18 protein-coding genes and 1 pseudogene are annotated in these 19,434 nt (G+C 54.2%); 12 read left to right on the top strand and 7 right to left on the bottom strand.

Annotated features, from left to right (window positions below; genetic code table 11):
• Window positions 1–62: 62 nt before the first annotated feature.
• Window positions 63–515: pseudogene (locus tag U5G49_RS36305) on the top strand (helix-turn-helix transcriptional regulator); the annotation flags it as partial.
• Window positions 516–1,270: 755 nt separating this feature from the next.
• Here the strand turns inward: U5G49_RS36305 and U5G49_RS36300 are convergent.
• Both U5G49_RS36300 and U5G49_RS36295 read right to left on the bottom strand, forming a co-directional pair.
• The gene (locus U5G49_RS36300) at window positions 1,271–1,930 is read right to left on the bottom strand and encodes a phage tail protein (protein ID WP_193446193.1); all 660 of its coding nucleotides are present in this window, start codon (window positions 1,928–1,930) and stop codon (window positions 1,271–1,273) included.
• 49 nt (window positions 1,931–1,979) lie between these two features.
• Entirely contained in the window at window positions 1,980–2,675 is a 696-nt protein-coding gene (locus U5G49_RS36295; protein ID WP_193446194.1) for a protein rhiA, read from the bottom strand.
• Window positions 2,676–3,252: 577 nt separating this feature from the next.
• Between U5G49_RS36295 and U5G49_RS36290 the strand changes: the two genes are divergently transcribed.
• From U5G49_RS36290 to U5G49_RS36270, 5 genes are all read left to right on the top strand, one after another.
• On the top strand, window positions 3,253–3,807 hold the full coding sequence (locus tag U5G49_RS36290; RefSeq protein WP_193446195.1) for an acyl-homoserine-lactone synthase: 555 nt from the start codon (window positions 3,253–3,255) through the stop codon (window positions 3,805–3,807).
• Window positions 3,808–4,155: 348 nt separating this feature from the next.
• Complete coding sequence (locus U5G49_RS36285) at window positions 4,156–4,314, top strand: hypothetical protein (protein WP_193446196.1); 159 nt, start codon at window positions 4,156–4,158, stop codon at window positions 4,312–4,314.
• Window positions 4,315–4,386: 72 nt separating this feature from the next.
• Complete coding sequence (locus U5G49_RS36280; protein ID WP_193446197.1) at window positions 4,387–5,985, top strand: asparagine synthase-related protein; 1,599 nt, start codon at window positions 4,387–4,389, stop codon at window positions 5,983–5,985.
• A gap of 103 nt (window positions 5,986–6,088) precedes the next feature.
• The gene (locus tag U5G49_RS36275; RefSeq protein ID WP_210262400.1) at window positions 6,089–6,388 is read left to right on the top strand and encodes a transposase; all 300 of its coding nucleotides are present in this window, start codon (window positions 6,089–6,091) and stop codon (window positions 6,386–6,388) included.
• A 77-nt stretch (window positions 6,389–6,465) separates the two neighbouring features.
• On the top strand, window positions 6,466–6,609 hold the full coding sequence (locus tag U5G49_RS36270) for a hypothetical protein (protein ID WP_193446199.1): 144 nt from the start codon (window positions 6,466–6,468) through the stop codon (window positions 6,607–6,609).
• Window positions 6,610–6,898: 289 nt separating this feature from the next.
• Here the strand turns inward: U5G49_RS36270 and U5G49_RS36265 are convergent, their stop codons facing one another.
• Both U5G49_RS36265 and U5G49_RS36260 read right to left on the bottom strand, forming a co-directional pair.
• A complete protein-coding gene (locus tag U5G49_RS36265) occupies window positions 6,899–8,104 on the bottom strand; it encodes an aminotransferase class V-fold PLP-dependent enzyme (protein ID WP_193446200.1) in 1,206 nt (401 codons plus the stop codon).
• A 158-nt stretch (window positions 8,105–8,262) separates the two neighbouring features.
• Entirely contained in the window at window positions 8,263–9,183 is a 921-nt protein-coding gene (locus U5G49_RS36260; protein WP_193446201.1) for a LysR family transcriptional regulator, read from the bottom strand.
• 180 nt (window positions 9,184–9,363) lie between these two features.
• Here U5G49_RS36260 and U5G49_RS36255 point away from each other — a divergent pair, with 180 nt between their 5' ends.
• From U5G49_RS36255 to U5G49_RS36230, 6 genes are all read left to right on the top strand, one after another.
• Complete coding sequence (locus U5G49_RS36255) at window positions 9,364–9,747, top strand: RidA family protein (RefSeq protein ID WP_131714257.1); 384 nt, start codon at window positions 9,364–9,366, stop codon at window positions 9,745–9,747.
• Between the two features lie 63 nt (window positions 9,748–9,810).
• Window positions 9,811–10,830, top strand: coding sequence for a carbon-nitrogen hydrolase family protein (locus tag U5G49_RS36250; RefSeq protein WP_193446202.1), 1,020 nt, complete (start codon window positions 9,811–9,813; stop codon window positions 10,828–10,830).
• A 4-nt stretch (window positions 10,831–10,834) separates the two neighbouring features.
• Window positions 10,835–11,821: a molybdopterin-dependent oxidoreductase gene (locus U5G49_RS36245; protein WP_193446203.1), complete on the top strand. Its 987-nt coding sequence runs from the start codon at window positions 10,835–10,837 to the stop codon at window positions 11,819–11,821.
• 1,541 nt (window positions 11,822–13,362) lie between these two features.
• The gene (locus U5G49_RS36240) at window positions 13,363–13,929 is read left to right on the top strand and encodes a hypothetical protein (protein WP_193446204.1); all 567 of its coding nucleotides are present in this window, start codon (window positions 13,363–13,365) and stop codon (window positions 13,927–13,929) included.
• A 205-nt stretch (window positions 13,930–14,134) separates the two neighbouring features.
• Entirely contained in the window at window positions 14,135–14,848 is a 714-nt protein-coding gene (locus U5G49_RS36235; protein WP_193446205.1) for a GntR family transcriptional regulator, read from the top strand.
• A gap of 203 nt (window positions 14,849–15,051) precedes the next feature.
• Window positions 15,052–15,810 carry a hypothetical protein gene (locus U5G49_RS36230; RefSeq protein ID WP_376770337.1) on the top strand — a complete coding sequence of 253 codons (759 nt, stop codon included), beginning with the start codon at window positions 15,052–15,054 and terminating at the stop codon, window positions 15,808–15,810.
• Between the two features lie 342 nt (window positions 15,811–16,152).
• On the opposite strand, the gene U5G49_RS36225 is transcribed toward U5G49_RS36230, so the two are convergent.
• The 3 genes from U5G49_RS36225 to U5G49_RS36215 form a co-directional block, all read right to left on the bottom strand.
• Complete coding sequence (locus U5G49_RS36225; protein ID WP_376770338.1) at window positions 16,153–17,235, bottom strand: hypothetical protein; 1,083 nt, start codon at window positions 17,233–17,235, stop codon at window positions 16,153–16,155.
• A 36-nt stretch (window positions 17,236–17,271) separates the two neighbouring features.
• Window positions 17,272–18,279, bottom strand: coding sequence for a glycerophosphodiester phosphodiesterase family protein (locus U5G49_RS36220; RefSeq protein WP_193446206.1), 1,008 nt, complete (start codon window positions 18,277–18,279; stop codon window positions 17,272–17,274).
• Between the two features lie 536 nt (window positions 18,280–18,815).
• Window positions 18,816–19,343: a GNAT family N-acetyltransferase gene (locus U5G49_RS36215; protein ID WP_246289406.1), complete on the bottom strand. Its 528-nt coding sequence runs from the start codon at window positions 19,341–19,343 to the stop codon at window positions 18,816–18,818.
• Window positions 19,344–19,434: the final 91 nt, after the last annotated feature.

The raw sequence follows: 19,434 nt of genomic DNA, 5'->3' as shown, positions 1-19,434 counted from the left end.
GCCAGGAAAATGCACCGGAAAACTCTAACCAAAACTGGTCCAGTTTGAAGGGTTCAGATCAGTCGGAAGCTCTGCGAGATCAAAAACTCGATCGGCAGAGCCGTCGTGTTATGAATGAGGCACGCGAATTCAAGTTTATTGACGGTTTTAGCGTTCCTTTACACACTGCCGCCGGGTTTCAATCGATTGTCAGTTTTGGAGCGGAAAAGGTGGAGCTCTCAACCTGCGACCGAAGCGCGCTCTATTTGATGGCGGCTTACGCGCACAGCTTGCTCCGCGCCCAAATTGGGAATGATGCCAGTCGAAAAATTCAGGCCTTACCGATGATCACAACGCGAGAGCGCGAAATCATCCATTGGTGTGCCGCAGGCAAAACAGCAATAGAGATCGCAACGATTCTCGGACGATCCCATCGAACTATTCAAAATATCATTTTGAACATCCAACGAAAGCTCAATGTGGTTAATACACCTCAGATGATTGCCGAAAGCTTTCGTCTCAGAATCATTCGCTGAAATATATGGAGTTTTCGGCCACTTCAAAGATCGGGCCTGTTGGATCACGACAGCCATCATGATCAGATAGTAGCCCCGTTGAAATGCAGAGCTAGATCTGCGCCTGAATTGATAGACAGGCGCAACGCAATTTTCGGTAGGTCGAGCAAACAGCATCCATTGGGTGGCTGCGAGGACGCACTTTGAATTTGTTTCCTCAGAAGTCGTCCAATGATGGCCTATCGCCAGACGGCCCCCCCGAATTGACCAGTCGCGTCTTTTGGGGTGATCCCCGACAGATCGCAGTGGTTGGCATTTTCTGGTCGGGCAGATTGGTTTAGCCGCGCACTTTTGACCGGCGCATTTATCATGCAATACGCGTTAAAGCGTGCGGGTAGCCCTGGCAATGTATTGGCCCGGGTGCCATTTGGCCTGCAGTTGACGCTTGCCCCCTCCAAACGTCCGGATGGATCCACGGGCTCACCGCTGAAGTCGCATGTTTTCCCGGTTGACGTTCCCGGATTTCCAACTGGGCCGGCAAGCGTGACGCCGCGGATCACAACGCCAGTTTCTACGGGCTTCGCCGCGACCTTGCCTTTTTGATGCTCCTCAGCCGCGGCGGCCTGCGCTAAGGTGACGGTCAGGGCGAAAGCAGCTAGGCACCCGAAAGCTCTCAAAGTAGCAGTCATTAAGCTTCTCCTCTTTGCCGGCCGGCAAGATGTCGCTTCCGGACCGATGTCTCTGAATCGAATGAATGGACCTGCGCCCCTTTCAAGTTACCGAAACTTGATCAGGTAGTTCACAGCCACGTTCTTGGGACGCGTCTCAAGAGCTGTGCGTGCCGGATTTTCCGGTGAACCTGTCGATTTGCTTGAAATGGAAGTTCCGGCGGCACTGCCCTGTTGCGAAATTCCCGCCGGCGTCGTTATCTCATAGGGATGCGCATGAACTTGCAGAGCATCGCATTGGAGTGACCCAACAACATTCGCGACATTATTTCCAGTTGGATCTAGCCGTCGTTTCGCGTCAGGGTCCATACCGGCACCGGCATCGAAACCGCGCAGGAACAGCCCACGGTAGTCTGGAATCCGAAATTCCAGATCGGCCGTAGAATTCCGCTCTCCATAGAGTCCGCCGAGAACGGCGTAGAGTTCTGGATAGGCGGTTGCCCTGAGATAGCGTCCATCGCAAAGCATCCATCCCTGGGCTTCGACGTAGCTGATAGGAGCTTCCGCATTTGTACCCGCAGCCACGCTAGAGCTTGCGCAGGGTGTGTTGCTCCAGATTGTATTGACCGAGCTCGAGATAGGGGCAACTTGCCCCGCAAAGGGACAGATCGCACCGATTGGAGGCCCTGCAAACATCTTTGGTTCCTCGGTCAAGATTGATGTGTGAGGGAAGGAATGCCAATTATCAGCAACAACAGGCGCTCCCATGCATCAGCTCCGCCCTGACGGGCGGAGCTGATGCCAATTCACCTTGCCATCAAGCCGGGTTGATATCCCAGGTATTGTCCTCTTGGAGCACGCCTACGAGATTGAAGACGGCAGAGGGAAACTTGGCTTCCCTGGTCTGGGTGATCGTGTCGATACTGAGCACCGAGCCGATAGTCACATTTGTTCCCGCCGCAATCCAATAGCTCGGAGTTGGCGTGAACGTGTGGAGCAGATTGGTGCCCGCTTGTGCAACATAAGTTCCTGTTCCGGACATGCCGATGCCCACGGAGAACCGGTTGTTTGGCACATTGGCAGCATCGTTGATGACCAGTGATCCTGCAGGATCACCCTTGATCGGCGCGGTCAGGCCAGGTCCATCACTTAATGAAAAAGTAGTGGTGTTTCTCCCGCTGGGGCTGCAGTCCTCCACCCCGGAGGAAAGAAAGTCCACGCCAGGAATCAGTTGTCCCGTGTCGCTCCAGACGAAATTATAGGCGATCTCCCAAGTGAATCTGATTTGATTGCCAACCCGAATTTTATACGGAGAGCAGAACCATGCCAAGGAGAAGACATTGGCAACAGGTTGAGGCATCTTTTGATAGACATAGAAGGTCCAAGGTTGCGCCGATTGATTCTTCAACAGCAACGAATATTGCGTTCCTTGGGCAAGCGCCGCGCTTCCCGGCTGTGATGCACGGGCATGATCCGTCATTTCCTTGTCTACATAGCTGACATGCAAGGACATTTGATTCTCCCTTTCCGCTGATTTTCTGTCTTCACGCCAGGACTGATCCAATCGTTTGGACCGCTTCTTGGCCCAGCTCCAACTGAGGCGAGTGTTATTGGAGACACCAATTCAGCTATAATCATTTCTGGGTGACGTAAATGAGTAGATTTACTCCCTGACAGACCACCATCAACCCATAGGCATGCCCCCGAGATCCGGGACGGTAAGAGCGGTCGAAGCCTATTTGGTCGGTAGCAGATAAGCGCCGGCCGAGATGGTTTTCTAGCGTAATCCCATCAAACGAAAAGCGGCCTGAGAGCCGGCTTGATCGAGCCTTAGGCGTCTTTGAGCACACCTATGCTCTACAAATTCACTCTAGCGGCACGAGATGATGGCATTCTAAACCCGTTTTGGCCGATCTTTCCGAAACCGCCTTCCCACGCCGCGCGGGATTGTCTGAATTCAAATCATGATTGCGCGACGAACGCTGCGCGAAAAAGTCGCCAATCACCCGCGACCTAGCGCAGAGATGAGTAGTTCTACTCATTTTGAAGGACCGCAAGATCAAGCATAGTGATGCGGGAGGAAGGGAGCGATGATCAAGATTTGCATTGGGCACTCTCGGGCTAACGCTGTAATCATGGAGAAAATCTGGCGATTTCGACACCAGCAATTTGTGGAACGACGTGGGTGGGAGGCGTTACGCAAGAGTGACAGACGGGAAATAGATCAATTTGATCACGATTGCGCTGTTCATTTTAGCGTTCTCAAGAACGATGCGGTGATCGGGTATTCTCGGCTCCTTCCTACGGTTCAGCCACATCTTCTTTCAACCGTCTACCCGCAAATCATGCGAGGTCAAAAGTGGCCAAGGTCGCACGACGTTTTCGAATGGACGCGGTGGGCGGTTGCAAGCGGGGACGAAAAGATTGATGGGGTTCCAGTATCGCGTGTTTTGATGATCGGGTTGATGGAGTTTTGCCGCGTTGCTGGTATCAGCTCGCTCATCGGCGAGACGCACCCAAAACTGATAAACTCGTTGCGCACCAACGGGTGGCAAACACACATCCTCTCAGAGCCTAGCATTTTCGAAAAAGAATTGGTCGTGCCGCTCGAAGTCATCCCATCGTCCTCTCCGCAGACGTTTTAGGCAATTAGCTAGCATAGGAAATTCCGCTCGATGTTTGAACCTTACGGCTCAGGAAGTTTTGGTCACCAATTCGCCGCCAGTCTGGCTCAAAAGCGAGCACGAGTCCCCGCCTGGAATTCTTTTGTGCAAGCGGCGCCACATCGCAATAAGACCTGCTTTTTTACCGGGCGATTGTCGTACGCTCAGTGCTTAGGTCAGCGAGCCAGCCGCGTAGCCGCCCGGATCGATTGCAGCCAAATAATTCCGCAGCCTATGCCACCCTAGAGCGGCATGGGACAGTGTACCTCAGTCAATCGCGTCACTGGCCCCTTATGGGGACGGCGAGGAAAACCAAAGGAGAATCATAACATGGAAACGATAACTACCCGCAAGCCCATTGATCCAATCGGTAGCGAGTTGAGCGTGTTTGCCAAGGCGCCGCGCGTCGGACCGACCCCTTCGACCACAGAAATTGCTGCCATGATCAAGGGGGGCAAGCCAGGCGACATGGACAAACTGGACGTTTAAGTTTCATCCGTGTGACCGTCGCCATGGCGGCGGTCACTGCCCGTTAGATTTTCATCAACTAAGCGATCATCCATGTTCAAGGGAACGATTGACCGAGGTCATCTCGAGTGCGTGGCTGAGCCCCCGAGGTACCCGCCAGCCTACCCCAACATCTCTGTCAAGATCCTAGACCATCCTTTGCTCGAAAGCTTCCGGTGGGACACCACTGATCAAATCATCCTGATCTGCCGCGAGCGTTCCGCCGAAGCGAATGGGCAGATTGTGGCACTCAGGGATTGGCCGATAGAACGAGCGCATGATTTCTGTGCTTTTGGGCAATGGCCGTTGGACTATCAGACAATTTCGATCAATCGCCATTCCGGCACGGTGACGTTCAGCGCCGGACATGGAGGTGTTGCGCCACTTTATCTGAAGGTCAGCGGCGAGCGCATTGATCTCTCCTGGTCGATAGCGGACTTTTATTCGGGCATGACCCTCGCCGACGTCGACACGGACCGAACTGGCCTGCGTCTTGTCGGGACGCTCCCCTATGCAACAACCACGATGTTTCGCGGTGTTTTCATGCTGACGGAGCGCGCGTCACTTTGCATCAGCAGGACGGGAGCCGTCGAGACGAGATATCCCCCTCCAGCACCGTATTTCATCCCCACCCCGCTTGTGGCTGGGGCCGACGTTGCAGCCGCAGCATGCCGTTTGATCGACACCCTGCTGCGTCGCTGGCCGCTCACGCCCGCCCTCACGGCTAGCGAATTCAGCGGAGGATTGGATTCGGCAGTCGTTGCCGCCATTTTGGCGGGGCAGCATCCTGACGCCCTGCAAACCTATGCCTTGGAGGTCGAGGGGCCAGCTCGTAGTCAACAGACTTCGCGGCGCGAAATAGCAATCGAGCACTTTGGCTTTCGCGACCAAACGCTGCGTGTTGACACGATACCAATGGTTCCGTGTGGGTTCGAAGTGAGTAGCGACTACATCCCCGCTCCCTACAATGCCGATCTGCAGCGGCCTCTCCATCAACTATTGGAGTCGCTCGCAACTGCCTCAGCCCCACGAGCGGTCGCAACTGGTACAGGCGGTGATGAGTTGCTAATGGCCCACGCTTTCGAGCAAAATCATGAGCAATTCGCTCGTAATATTAGCGATGCATTCCTTCCTGCGATCCTTCCCTCCGCCATGACACGGGTGCTCAAAAACCGATTGCCCGACTATGCAGCAAGCTGCGATCGGGCACCCTTTCCTATTCTGCCCATCTCGGTACTGGAGGCACACGCCGCGCGGGCTCCTTTGTTTGCGAGCCATGGCATATGGCCAATTAGCCCATTCGCCCAGCCAGAAGCCGTACGATTTTATCGGAGTTTGCCTTTAGCCTGGAGGCACGAAAAGGCGCTGCATCGCCGGATGTTGGAACGGCTTGGATATCCCAAACGGTTCTTCGGCGTTTCTATAAGAGAAAATTTCGAAAACTACCTGACCGGCTCGCTGATTATCGGTGCTAGCGGGATCACTAGTCAATTGTCCCGTCGTTGCCTGCTGCACGAACTGGGACTGATTGATGCTGACCGCCTGATCGCCACAATAGACGACATCCGATTCGATTCTCCGCTTAGCGAGCTCGGCTTTATCTTCCACGCGATTAACGTTGAACACATGCTTCGGCGAGTTGAAGGAACTTGAAGGAGATCGCCAATTTGAGATTTTCGCCGAACACCTGAAGTTACGTCACTAATTCCGTCATTAGAGATATCATCAGGGATGAACTATGGGCCGTATGGAGATTTTGACGGGTGTCGAGCGTCGGCGTGACTGGTCCGATGACGACAAACTGTCGATACTGGAAGAGGCTGCCGCTGAAGGCCCAAAGATTGCCGATGTTGCTCGTCGGCACGATATCAAGCCTCAGCAGATTTACACCTGGCGCAGGGCGTTCGCGGGCAAACAGGCCGAACCGGTCGTTTCGTTCCTGCCTGTCGCATTGACCGCATCGGAACCGACCAGTCAAGCAGAGCGACCGAACCCGGCAACAAAGCTTCGCTGCGAGGCGGTCGGCACGATCTACGCGGATCGAGATTGGCTGTGAGGCCGGTCGTGTTTGAAGGTCGATGCCGATATTGCACCTGACGTGTTGAAGGCGCTGATCCGCTCGGTGGAAGAAGCATGATCGCGCCGGGCGCGCGGGTCGATCTCGCCTCCGGCGTGACCGACATGCGCAAGGGGATCGACGGGCTGATGGAACTGGGTGCAGTCGTCGCTACGGCAGAAGCCCGTATCCGGTTCGGTATCGGAGCGAGACTTATATGAACTTTTGCCATCGGTCGCGCCCGCCAAGCAGCATCTCGTCGGTTAAAATGCAATCATCGGTACGGGCTACTGGCGAGTTATGTCTTCACCTCGTGCACAACTTCGTCCGGCGTCTGACGCGCTTGATGCGCATAGCCGCCGCCACATTGGCTCCAGCCAAGCTCAGGACCAGTTCCCAGAGCGACTGGTAACCGCAAATTACCGGCTTGTCCGTCTCGGGCAAACACGTGGCGCCGCTCGAATAGGCTGGGCGATAAAGATCCGCTCATTTGTCAGCCGAGCAGACCAGCTACGAGGCAATACCAGCGATCGCCTCCAGAAATGCCTCGATCTCTTCCTCGGTGTTGTAATAATGTGGCGACGCTCGCACTACGGGCGGGAGTTGTCGCGTATAGGCGTCGACGGGTGTGCTGGAAGGAGGGGAAACTGAGACGTTGATTCCCTTGCCAGTCAGATAAGCCATGACAGCTGACGAGTCCCAGTCGTTGACAGTGAATGAGATGATGGAAGCAAGGGGCGTCCCGAGATCATGTACGGACACGGCACGCATCCCCCTCAGGCCTTCGCGAAGCTTTGACGAAAGGCGCTTGCAACGCTCTTCGATGTTCTCGATCCCAATGCCGAGCGCGTAGTCCACTGCTGCCCGCAAGCCGAGGCGAACCGAATAGTTCTTTTCCCAAGTTTCGAAGCGTCTCGCATCAGGTCGCAATTCGTATCGATCCGGACCAGTCCAGGGCGCGCCATACAGGTCTATCATCGCTGGCTCGATCTTATCCAAGACTGATTTACGCATGTACATGAAACCAGTCCCCCGCGGCGCACGGAGAAACTTCCTGCCAGTAGCGGTGAGGATGTCGCAGCCGAGCGCGTTGACATCGATCGGGATTTGGCCGGCAGCTTGGCATGCGTCGAGTAGATAGAGAATGCCATTTTCTCGTGCTATTCGACCGATCGCTGCTGCTGGATTGATGAGCCCACCGTTCGTCGGGATCCAGGTAACTGCAATCAACCGAACGCGATCATCAATCATTTTCGCAAGTGCGTCCGGATCGAGTACGCCAGAAGCGTCATTTGGGATGACTTCGATCGATACGCCCGTGCGCTTGGCAACCTGCAGAAAGGCGATGTAGTTAGCTGCAAATTCCGCACTTGCCGTCAGGATCCTGTCTCCAGGTCCAAAAGAAAGGGAATAAAAGGCGCGCTGCCAGGCGATCGTCGCGTTTTCAGCGATCGCTATCTCGTCGCGAGAGCAGCTTACGAAAGTGGCCAAGCTGTCATAGGCTCCCTCTAACAAGGAGTTGGCCTCCGCTGCCGCCTCGTAACCTCCGATTTCGCCTTCCCGGTTCAGGTACCCAGTCACTGCATCGATCACCGCGCTCGGCATCAGCGCAGCCCCGGCATTATTAAGGTGGTTTCTATTCTTTGTGCCGGGGGTATCTGCACGCAGGCGGAGAAGGTCCAAAGTCTTGCAGGCGTCGCGGCTGATTTGCGACATGAGGGATTCCTTCCTTTGACCGAGCCAGCAATTTTTTGACGCAATCGGCATCGTCGGGAAAGCCGACACTTTCGCAACCCGATGTGCAGAAATGGACGGCGTTGTATGGTCGCCTGCCAAGTCGGCCGTAGCGGTGCGAGCGGTCCGATTGAGAAACATCACGAAGACCAGGGTGCGTTTCTCAGAAGGCGTTGTTGGTCGCGGCGGAACAGTTCCTTCAGGAATTGCTTTACGGCTCTTACTCTTGGAAGGTAAGCTAGGTCCTGGTGTGCCGACATCCAGATTTCACGCTCGCCGCTGAGCTCTTCCAGCACTGGAACCAGACCGATGTCCAGGCTGCGTGCGAATTCTGGAAGGGCAACAATTCCTGCCCCCGCAGACGCCGCGAACATCTGCGACATCATGCTATTTGAGCTGAACGCAATCTTTGGAGCAGGTACAAGTTCCTCCAGCCAAAGAACGCTTTCGAGCTGAACCAGCTCCTCGATATAGCCAACAAAGCGGTGCTCGCTAAGATCCGCAGCTTGAGAGGGAACGCCATTACGCTCCAGATAGGCCTGCGAAGCGAACATGCCAGTCTTGAAGCGTCCGATGAGCTGACTGTCGAGAGCAGTTCCATGTGGCTTGAAGAAGCTTAAGAATAGATCTGCTTCCCGGCGGGCGACCCGAACCGATTGCGGCGATGTTACAAGCTCGAGGTCAAGATCAGGGTACCGGCTACTGAGTTCAACGAGGCGCTCTGAGAGATAAAGCGTTGCGATGCCTTCCATTGTGGCTAATCTGACTGTGCCGCGTATTTCGTCACGATTGCTTACGTCGCTTCGAAGAGCATTCACGCCGTTCTCGATTTCCTCCGCTCGCCGCATTGTAACCAGGCCGGCCGGTGTCAGCAGAAGTCCGTCCTTGGTCCGTTCGACGAGTGCACTGCCAACTGTATATTCCAGACGAGCAAGTCGCCGAGATACGGTGGAGTGGCTGACTTTTAGTTCGCGAGCGGCGCCAGTCACGCTCTTGCACCGGACGACGATGAGGAAGAGTTTGAGATCGTCCCAATCAAGATGATCGATTGCAGTCGCCATGCTACCTCCGTCTATTTTTGCACAGGGTAGTGCATCCTATTCGGGTTGGCTCGCAAATTCGTTTTGATAGTCTCAAACGTGCTGTGCCGCTGTACGTGTGGTGTGCAGCGAAGCAAAATATCTTGCGGAAACGCTGATCGCCAGCAGGTCGCACTACTTGAACCTACCTTGGGAGAACGCATGTCTAGACGAACTGTGAATGCTTCAAACGCTGCGGCAGTGGGACCGTATTCGCACGCGACATGGGCCGGCGACCTTCTGTTCTGCTCCGGCCAGACACCGCTAGACCCCGGCACCGGCAAACTTGTCGACGGAAATGTAGCCGACCAGACACGCCAGTGTTTCGATAATCTGTTTCAAGTCCTTGAGGCAGCAGGTCTGGGGTCGGATGATGTCGTATCCGTCAATGTCTATCTCACGGACATGGGTGACTTTGGCCAGATGAATGAGATTTACGCCACGCGTTTTTCATCACCCTACCCGGCCCGCACTACAATCGGCTGCGCCAGCCTGCCGCTTGGAGCACGCATTGAAATCGGCCTCACAGCAAAACGGCAATCTTGAGCCTGCCTTTGCCGAGCTAGTCGAGATGGCTGATGGTGAGCCTTGATCAGTAGAGGAATGTCGATGGGAAACATGAAATTCTGGGCCGCGGCTGCTCATATTGCCCCCGTCTATCTCGATCCTGGGGCGAGCGCGGAAAAAGCTTGCTCGGTGATAGCAGAGGCTGCCCGAAACGGCGCATCGCTCGTGGTATTTTCGGAGAGCTTTCTTCCCGGTTTCCCTGTCTGGGCAGCACTTTACCCGCCGATTCAATCGCACGAACATTTCAAACGCTTCTTGAGAGCTTCGGTGTACATTGACGGCCCGGAGATTGAGCGTGTGCGAAAGGCCGCCTCCGATAACGGTGTTTTCGTTTCAATCGGTTTTTCCGAGCGCAACCCGGCAAGTGCCGGAGGTTTGTGGAATAGCAATGTTCTGATCTCCGATACCGGCCAAATCCTGGTCCACCATCGAAAACTTGTCGCAACCTTCTTTGAAAAACTAGTTTGGGATCCGGGCGATGGCGCAGGGTTGGTCGTCGCAAACACGAGAATCGGTCGCATTGGTGGCCTGATTTGCGGTGAAAATACAAATCCGCTCGCGCGCTACAGTCTGATGACCCAGGGCGAGCAAGTTCATATAAGCAGCTATCCGCCGATCTGGCCCACTCGCGTTCCCACAGAAAGCGACAACTATGACAATCGAGCAGCCAACCGCATCCGTGCCTCAGCGCACTGCTTCGAGGCCAAATGCTTTGGGATCATCGTGGCGGGGTGCTTGGACGAAGTCGCACGCAAATCCATTGCTTTGGATGATCCTGCGATCGAAGCGATCATAGATGCCAGTCCGCGGGCCACTAGCTTTTTCGTAGGGCCGACTGGAGCAGCAACTGGTGACGAAATGATCGACGAAGGTATCGGCTATGCCCAAATCGATCTCGACGATTGTGTTGAGCCGAAACGATTTCATGACGTCGTTGCCGGTTACAACCGCTTTGATATATTCGACGTCACTGTCAACCGAACACGCCGCAAACCGATCCTGTTCCAAGAAAGTCGGGAGGGATATGGAACCCGCCTCGATGCACCGGCCATGCAGGAGTAAGGCAATGACTCGGACGGGTATGCACATGATAGACACGGGTTTCTCCTTCCAGGGTCCGGCTGAAGGTGTTCATGCGCTCAGCTCCTGGATCACCCCGGAGGACGATCTCTTTCTGGTCACGCATATGGGGTTCCTGAACATCGACCCCGACCATTGGCATCTCGATGTCGATGGCCTCGTGGACACCCCAACGAGGTTTCGTCTCTCGGATCTCCAAGCCATGCCTCAGCGCGAGTACATGTCATTTCACGAATGCGCTGGAAGCCCGCTTGCCCCGACAGTTGCCCAGCGCAGGATCGGCAATGTGGTTTGGAAAGGCGTGCCGCTCTCGCTTGTTCTGGAACGTGCAAAGATTAGCACCGATGCGTCATATGTATGGACTTCCGGTCTCGAGTGGGGCGAATACGCGGAAATTGAAGAAGCCTATCAAAAAGACCTGCCTATCGAGAAAGCACTCGCAGAAGAGGTTCTTCTCGCGCTTGAGATCAACGGTCGGCCGCTCACTCCGGAGCGCGGAGGCCCCGTTCGACTGGTCGTGCCAGGTTGGTATGGCACAAACTCCGTAAAATGGGTTGGTTCGATCACGGCTGCGGATAGGCGCGCGAGCGGCGCCTATACGACACGCTTCTATAACGACGCAACGGCTTCCGGAATGAAGCCGGTGTGGAGTGTCGCCCCGGAGTCCGTTATCGTGTCGCCGTCACCAAATGATCTGCTGTCAGCGGCCATGCCAACGAAAATATGGGGCTGGGCTTGGGGAGATCATCGGATCTCTAGCGTCGAGGTCAGCGTGGACGGTGGAGGCTCATGGCGGACTGCCTCAGTAGGGCCGCGCGAGGGAAGAAGTTGGCAGCGGTTCGAGTTGCCGTGGACCCCTACATCAGGCCAGAATATCTTGCTATGTCGGTGCACGGACGAATTTGGGGAAGAACAGCCGCTGACTGACGCGAGAAATGCGGTGCACACGGTTCAAGTCGAAGTTGATCCTTGACCGGAGCTCACTGCGACATTGGGATGGGCGTCCACCGACGCACGAAAAAATTCGAGATTTCTCGATGAGCCAGCGGCACTACGGTCTGCCAGATCGACAGGACAAGAGCTTTCCTGCGAAAGTTACGATCGGGTGGAACCGAAGCGGCCGAGGCGATGATCGCGATCATGCGCTGTAGATCAGCAGTTGTCGCAGCACCTGTTCGCGCTTGTCATCCGATCATTGGCGACACCAGGGCGCTTGTTTTGCAATGCGTACTGGTATCGTCATCATGGCCACCCGTCTATCCCCTAGTCATCACGGGGTGCATTTCGTTTGTGACTCGATTGAGAAAACCATGCGCAAGAGCCCTCACTCCTGCCAAACCTGGGAGGCTCGCTGCCACGACCTCTTCGCCGATGTCCTCGGATTACCTACAATCTGGATACCTCATTCGTACGCCGGTTGTGGGCAATATGGGCCCGACGAACACGCCTAGCTTTCTGTCGCTCGCAAAGAAATTATGAAAATGACCGGTATTTTTCTCGACATCGGCAAATGTGCGTCGGCTCGTGGCTGCCATGGGGAGGAGGACATTAATCGGCTGTACCTTTGCTGAATCTGCTGTGAGACTGTTCACCTCTGTAGGTGCGTAGCCGCCGGCGCGATAATCTAGCGTGGCGCCTCCAACGATTCTCGCGGCGACAATTACGTTCGTCGAATGTGTACGAATAGTAGCTGCCTCTGCTACCTCATCCGGAAGACCGGATTCTCGGGAAAACCTTTCGCCTCCCAAGGCAGCGTGGTTGTCGTCGAACTTGTTTCGACGGCAGCCACGTGTTGTGGCTATGAGACCGCCTGTGTCGCGAGGATAAAGTATCAATGTTCCGGGAGCGAGCGCCGGTGACTGGCGCGATAAGAATGCCGTTCGTTTTTTGCTTTGCGGTGTGTCGCTCGCCCAGCGATACTAGTTGGATCTACCGCAAGGGGGAGCCAGGATGGCTTCGTTTCCGACCTGCCGAGAACGCTTTCTCTGCCGGCCGAATATAATGGTGGTCCGAGTAAACTGACTTCGGCGTAACCGGTGTTCTTCCCACGCGGTCTCCTGGCAGCGATCTGTGTTCGACTTTCAATACAAGAGCGAAGTAAGTGTCTCCGTCGAGACTCAGATTCTGCCAATACGTTCAACTTACTGGCGATCGGCCCGATGGTGACGAAATACTCAATCCGACCAACATGTCGGGGTTGTCAGATAGAGGGGAACTTTTCGTTCTGCTTGAGGGAGTCATAGCCGTACATGACCACTTCGCGCCTTGGCCATCACCAACAGGAGATTGTCAGCTCGAACATTCGCGGACTCAAGCAAACCTTCAACATGCTTGCACAATACTATATCGGTTCGAGTTTTGGATTCGATCACCAAAGTATAAGCCTACGCTATGGCGATGGGCCAAATATATCAAAAAATATATTATTGTTAAATATTGATCTATGGCGGAGCGCCGTCTAGACCTGCTCAACACGCGGCAAGGGACTATCCTGGTCAGCGACGGGAGGCTTAGATGAACCGACGTGACAAAATGCATCCAAACAAAGCCAGGCGTGATAGCCCGGAAATGGGGCTCGCCTTCCTCGATGGCGAACGTGTGGTTGCTCCACGGCGTGCTATACGCTGGCCGGCCGCACGGAACGAGCATCTGGATGCGCTTCGCGAAGTCGCAGATAGCGGAAGATATTATCGGGTTAGCCGTCCCGTGGTGGCCGGCATGGAGCTGAGCCCTGAAAAATTGTCGACGTTGCAACAACCATCTGCCGAACACGAGGCAAGCATAGGGCTGGACCTAACCAAAGCACTTCTCGCCACCAAACACGAACCGGAACGAATGCATCAGATCACATGGTCTCTTTCAAAATCTGAACGTGTCTTTGATTGCGCTGGAGGTGATTCTGACAACGGCGAAACCATCGCGACTGATGGACAAGTCGAGGCTCTCGCGAACCGCGGATACATCAAATCTGCCGATGCCTATAATCGGCTGATTGATAGGAATAACTTACGCGAAATACGACAGGTGGTAGATATTGGACCAGCGCGCCATCCCGTCGCAGCCCTGTGCCTATGGCATTGAAATTAGTGGCAGAATGCGATAGCTGCCAATTACGGCCGCGGCTGTAATACAGGTGGTTGATGCCGAATCTGGTTCGGGCGCGAAACGCGGTGCCGGTATTGGAAGGGCCGACTAATTCGACCTTCAATTCGAAGCGACCGTCCGGTCTCAATGCAAAAAGCTCCTGTAGGGTCCTTGAAGGATATCGACAGAGGAAAACTATCAAATGCGGTGTTGCAAGAACACGCCCCAAGGTCGTGGGGGTGACCCAAATTTTTCTACTGAACCAGAACCTGCAAAGGCCGATATTGCCTACGATGCTATTCGACAAATTCTCCACAGTAACGGTCGTGTGCCGGGGCAACATCTCAGGGAACAGGATCTAGCGTCTAAGCTCGATCTTGGTCGAACGCCAGTTCGCGAAGCGCTTCAGCGGCTTGCAGCTGAAGGGAAGATCCAATACATCCCTCAAAGAGGCTTTTTCACGAGGTCGATGTCGGAAAGAGCTCTGTTAGATTTTTATGGTGTCGGACGTGAGATCCTGATCTCGGCATTAAATCGAATGCGGCCGCAGGTCCCAGAGAGCTGGACCGTGACGGATAAATTGTCCCCTGACGAACTTGCCTTAAGGGCAGAGGCGATATTCACTAAAATCGCCCAAGAAGCATCGAATTGCGAGGCTTGCAAAATCGTCCACCGATTCTGTTTTTGCACTCACCCTTTACGAATGGAAATAACTGCGTCGGAACTTCGGCCCGCGTTTGTTGAAAGCCTCGAGAAGCTAATTGCCGCAATGTCTGAATTAGGCACGGCAACGACCCTGGTGGAGTCCGCGTTGACGAACCACCTTGATCTAGAACAGGGTGCCGTCTCAAGGATTGTACAAGAGGTGAACGAACGTGGATTAACAGGTTTTCCGGGGCCTGCGAAAAGTTTGTGACATCGCATACCGTCATCTCGACGAATGATCCTAATCAACGAGCTTGAAGAATTTTGTCGAGTGCCGCGCATATCTGCGACTGCTGCGGGCAATCCAAAAGCAGACGTCGGCATCACCTACCAGCATTTTTATTATGTTGCCAAATCAAAGAGGCTGCCGCCATCCCTTCAGCATTCCAGAATACAGCGCTGGCAAAGCGAAAAGTGCTTGTGTCCTATCGGGCAACGCCCTCCGCAGGTTTCCATTTGCCGCGGCTTGCCCAAGCCAGCTATGTTGATCGAGCGACGTTTTCAGCCGAAGTCTCAAAAGACATTGTGCCAAAGATCATAACAGCCAACGGGATCGACGCTGCGACCTTGAGGACAGAGGTTACGCCAGGCGGGTATCTCCTCAAAACCAATGCATCGCTTCAGACCGAGGGTGATCTCGATGACGCCGCGGCGGATCGACTTGCCGGCTCCCTAGGCTACGTCTTCCGCCAATATCGCGTCCTTACCTCTCGCCTCAACGACACGACAGGTAAGACAGGCTTTGTTGTCGTGCGGTTTCCGCAGGGCAGCCTTAACGCCACCGTCGCACAGAGATTCTTCGAGGCAGCGGACGCAACGAAAAAAGGCTTGGGCGGCGGATATGCCGTGTTCGGTGACGAGCAGATCTTCCTTAATGCAAAGAATTTCGAAGGAAAGCCTTATAGCGGACTCGATGACGCAAGCTTCCAAGACGGATTGAGCCGCGCAGCCGTATCGTTTGGCAACCCAAAACCAAAGGTTTCTTCCCTCGGCAATGCGACCGCACACTTTATTGGGAATGATTGGCAGAGGTCAACAAGAGGCGAGGGCTATCAAACCTTGCTCGGTGGACCGGACAGCGAGTTAGTGAGAAAGCTCGACGAGATCAGCAGGTATTATGCATTCCTCCTCGCGAAGACGGCCGACACCAACGGCTGGGCCAAAGATGAATAAGGGCCGGACGAGAACCTACGCTCAAGTCGCTTAGCGGGTTCAGATGGCATTTCACAAAACGGATCTCGCAGTCGATACGATTTTGAGTGATCGTACGCCGGCCACCTGGGGCCGCGCCGGAGAAAATCTCACTGCTGCAATGCTCAAGGAATTGAAGACGGCTTAATCCTGCTATGGTTCTAGAATATCTTAGCGCGGCGACTTCACAGCTTGAGTGGTCACCATCTTTGCCCGATCTGGCTCAGACATTCGGTTCAAAAGCGGCCGGGATTGCGGCATCGCGGTAGCTGAAACTGATGCCGTCTAATCGCCGTCGGAACAAATGAGAGTCGTCCAACATCGCTAGTCATAGCGTTCGATATTGGAGCGGATCCCATCACCAGCCACCGATTTTACATTCGACGGAGGATTGCCAGGACGAGCCGTGCCGCAGGGAGTCCTTATCTCGCCGGAAAGGTACTGGCCGCTGTTGCAGGGCAGCATGTTGACGTCGAGAAAGTCGCTCCTCTTCAGGGAATTCTGATACGCTACGACTTCTTTCATCGACAACGGGGTCGAGAAGATCGTCACTCCCTCAAATCCCGGTAGCGCCTCTATTGGCTCATCCATGGGCGATGTCTGACCGGGCACTGCTGCAGCGCCAATAACCCATGGGCCAACCGATCCGAAAATGACGGATTTCGGACGATCGGTTGGGGTGCCAGAGCTGAAAGGAGAATGCGGGAACCCACTGTCGAGCACTGCCTCATCCCATTGGTAAGCTGTTAACGCTAGAAAATAGGTATATGGCGCAAAACGGTCGATGCGAACTTTGCCGTCTGGAGTAAAGGTATAGTAAATCCACTCTGTGCCGGAGAATGCCCCTGTTGGCCCCACGACGTTCATATCCCAGGGCTTCTGCCACCATGCAATAGACGCCATGTTGCTTTGAAGCAGGCTTTTCGCAAAAGACCACTTTTGACCATTTGGATTGGGCGTGGCTCCCAACGCGAATGATAGGTAAGCATCGTTCGAATTAGAACTTAGAAGGGATAAGGCGCTACCGCCATTAGGAACGGTATTTTCACGGGTCTTTTCGACCAAAAGGACAGTGAACCCCGTGTCCGGTCTGATCGACGCGCTTTGACTTGTCACGATTGACGCGCGCGGTGGAAAGTTGAAGGAAGTCTTGTTGGTATAGAAGTCAAATGCCTGCCTCGTATCTTCGGGCACCGAATAATCCGCTTCTGCCGCCGAGTCGTGTATGTACAGCTTTGGAAATTCCCCGAAAATTGGCACTACCTTCGGTGTGAGCGTTTGAGATACTTTGTCCGACGCGCTTCTAAGACAATTGGCTTCATTGGTGCATGATGCCCCTTGCCCTTCGCCAGCGAGAAGACAGCCCAGCGTGGAAAACAATAGGAAGATTTTCATTCCATTGTTCATCAAAACAATCCTTTTTTTGGAAGCGGAGGTCTTGCTCTAGCGAGTCAGCTCGGTGGTGTTGCGGCGCCCTATCTGGCGCAACATATCGCCGACTACGTCGGGCCAATCAGTAGTGATAAGATTGGTACGATTGACGATCGCCATCTCCGGATCTCCTCGGTAATCTGGCACGATCCCTCGGTGAGCGGTCGATCTCGGATCCGTGTTGTGCTCGAAGCAGCATTTTCCGGCGCTGTTGGCGACGCCCTCTGGAAAGTAGTTACTTTCATGATAGGTGGCGAAGCCCTGCGTCTGGTCGGTATAGTCGAAATATGCCTGCAGACCGTCACCTTTATAGAATTGGTTCATTTCAAACTGAATGGGGAACGGCGCCACATTCCATTGATCGTAGATTGAGTCCTCGTGGGGATCATAGCTAGAATCCTTCACATTCTCGTCATCCGGGTTTTCGACGATAATGAGTCCGCCAATGAGGTTGGGGTCGTAGGTTGTCCGATTTAAAATCGTGCCGACATCCGCCGCATCCTTTGCTTTGAGCTTGAATACAACGGCTTTGCTGAGTTTCGCATTTCCCTTGGTCGCGAGAATGTCAAGGCAGCGTTGCATGAGCTCGATGGGATCCGTAGGGTCCTGATCATCGACTGCCGCCTTGATATCGACGATCATCACGTAGCCATGACCATCATCGGAGACATATTGGGCGAGTAGATCGAGCGCCGCAGAGAACGTTAGGAACTTCGCCTTTCGCCCTTGTGAATCCGTAAAAACGCGGCCATGTCGGTCCCGTAGATCGGCCTGTCGTAGCTGCGAAAAGTTCTGACTATATAATAGGCCGCTTCCAGTTGACTCGCGCTCAATCCTGTAGTCGTGAGACAGAACGACTTCATTGTCTGCGGTGAAGCGGGCATCGACTTCCACACTCTCAATCTGCGAATTCCAGGCGTCTTGCAAGGCATAGGCTGAATTCTCGGGATAGATCTCCCAAGATCCGCGGTGCGCAGATAGCAGGACCAAGTCATCGCCGGGTTTCGGCAGCTTAAACATGTTTCCTGTAATCGCACTGACAAGATATGGTGAAGGCTTTACCGGAAGCAGCGCCTCTGCTTCGGCATAGGATGGAATAGGAAAGCAAAAAAAGAAGTGAAAATGAGCGATGCCCGCAGATCCCGTCGGCCGCCGAGGTAACCAAAACGCGAGGAGTAAAAATTTAGGATCGCTGATGCTACGTTGTTGCTGGTGTGCATAGGGTTTCAGAACCTTTCGATGGGAATTTGGGTAGCTCGCTGCGGTGTACGGCCTGTTGCTGGGGCTTTTTGCAACAGCACAAACCGTCTCAGCAGTGGCTAAGGCCTGGGGTGGGAACGAAAGAGGGCAGATGCCCTCGCTGCGCGATGGGACGATGGGATTTGTTAGCCGACGCCTGGTTCACCCCTTGCGCTATGGCTTAATAACAGGCTGTCCGACATCAAGATGATCCATAAAAGCGGAGCCCAACAAGGACGTTGCATTGCCGGGTTGCAACATCGCCTGCTCAGGGGTTGAGCGATTTTCCATGAAAGCAGCTTGGAGCTCCGACTCAGTTATTTTCGTCCTGGCGTAGCGGTTCTCAGGTGAGGAGGCGTTGGCAGGACTTTCTCCATCAAAGCTGCTGCGCCATACGCTGTATGGACGTTATCAATTGCCAGCCAGCCGCTCTTTTCGTAAAGAACTCGCGCGTCCTCTGTTATCAAGTAAAGGCTTTTGTAACCGAGGCGGAATGCTTCGTGCTCCAGCCGCTCGATCAACAACGTGGCTATTCCTTTCTTCCGGTGAAATGGATGGACAAAGAGCGACTTAAGCCACGGGGATAGATGAGATTTTCCATCGAAATCACGATCAGCCAACGTGACCATCCCAACTGGCAGTGCGTTTTCAATAGCAATCAGTGTTAGCGGCATTGAATTTTTTGTTGCTGCTTCAAACTCGCCTCGCGTTTGTTCGTACGAGCCATTTGATTGACAACCCCATTGTCCGAAAGTCCAACTTGCGCAAATGGAAATAAAATTCGGAAGTCTTTCCAGGTACTCGATCGTTACCGGAGTTTCAGCTACCATTGGTTTCGCGGTCATAGTATCTCCATTTTTCTGGCGGGCCGAGCAATCGAGCGAGGAGCGGTCAAATTCAGGTGAAGCCCGTGCACCAACTGATGCTATCGGATCT

The sequence above is a fragment of the Rhizobium indigoferae genome, from assembly GCF_034554815.1.
Taxonomy (GTDB): domain Bacteria; phylum Pseudomonadota; class Alphaproteobacteria; order Rhizobiales; family Rhizobiaceae; genus Rhizobium; species Rhizobium leguminosarum.
Note: the sequence above shows the minus strand (reverse complement) of the source record. Positions and strands in the feature narration are given on the sequence as shown.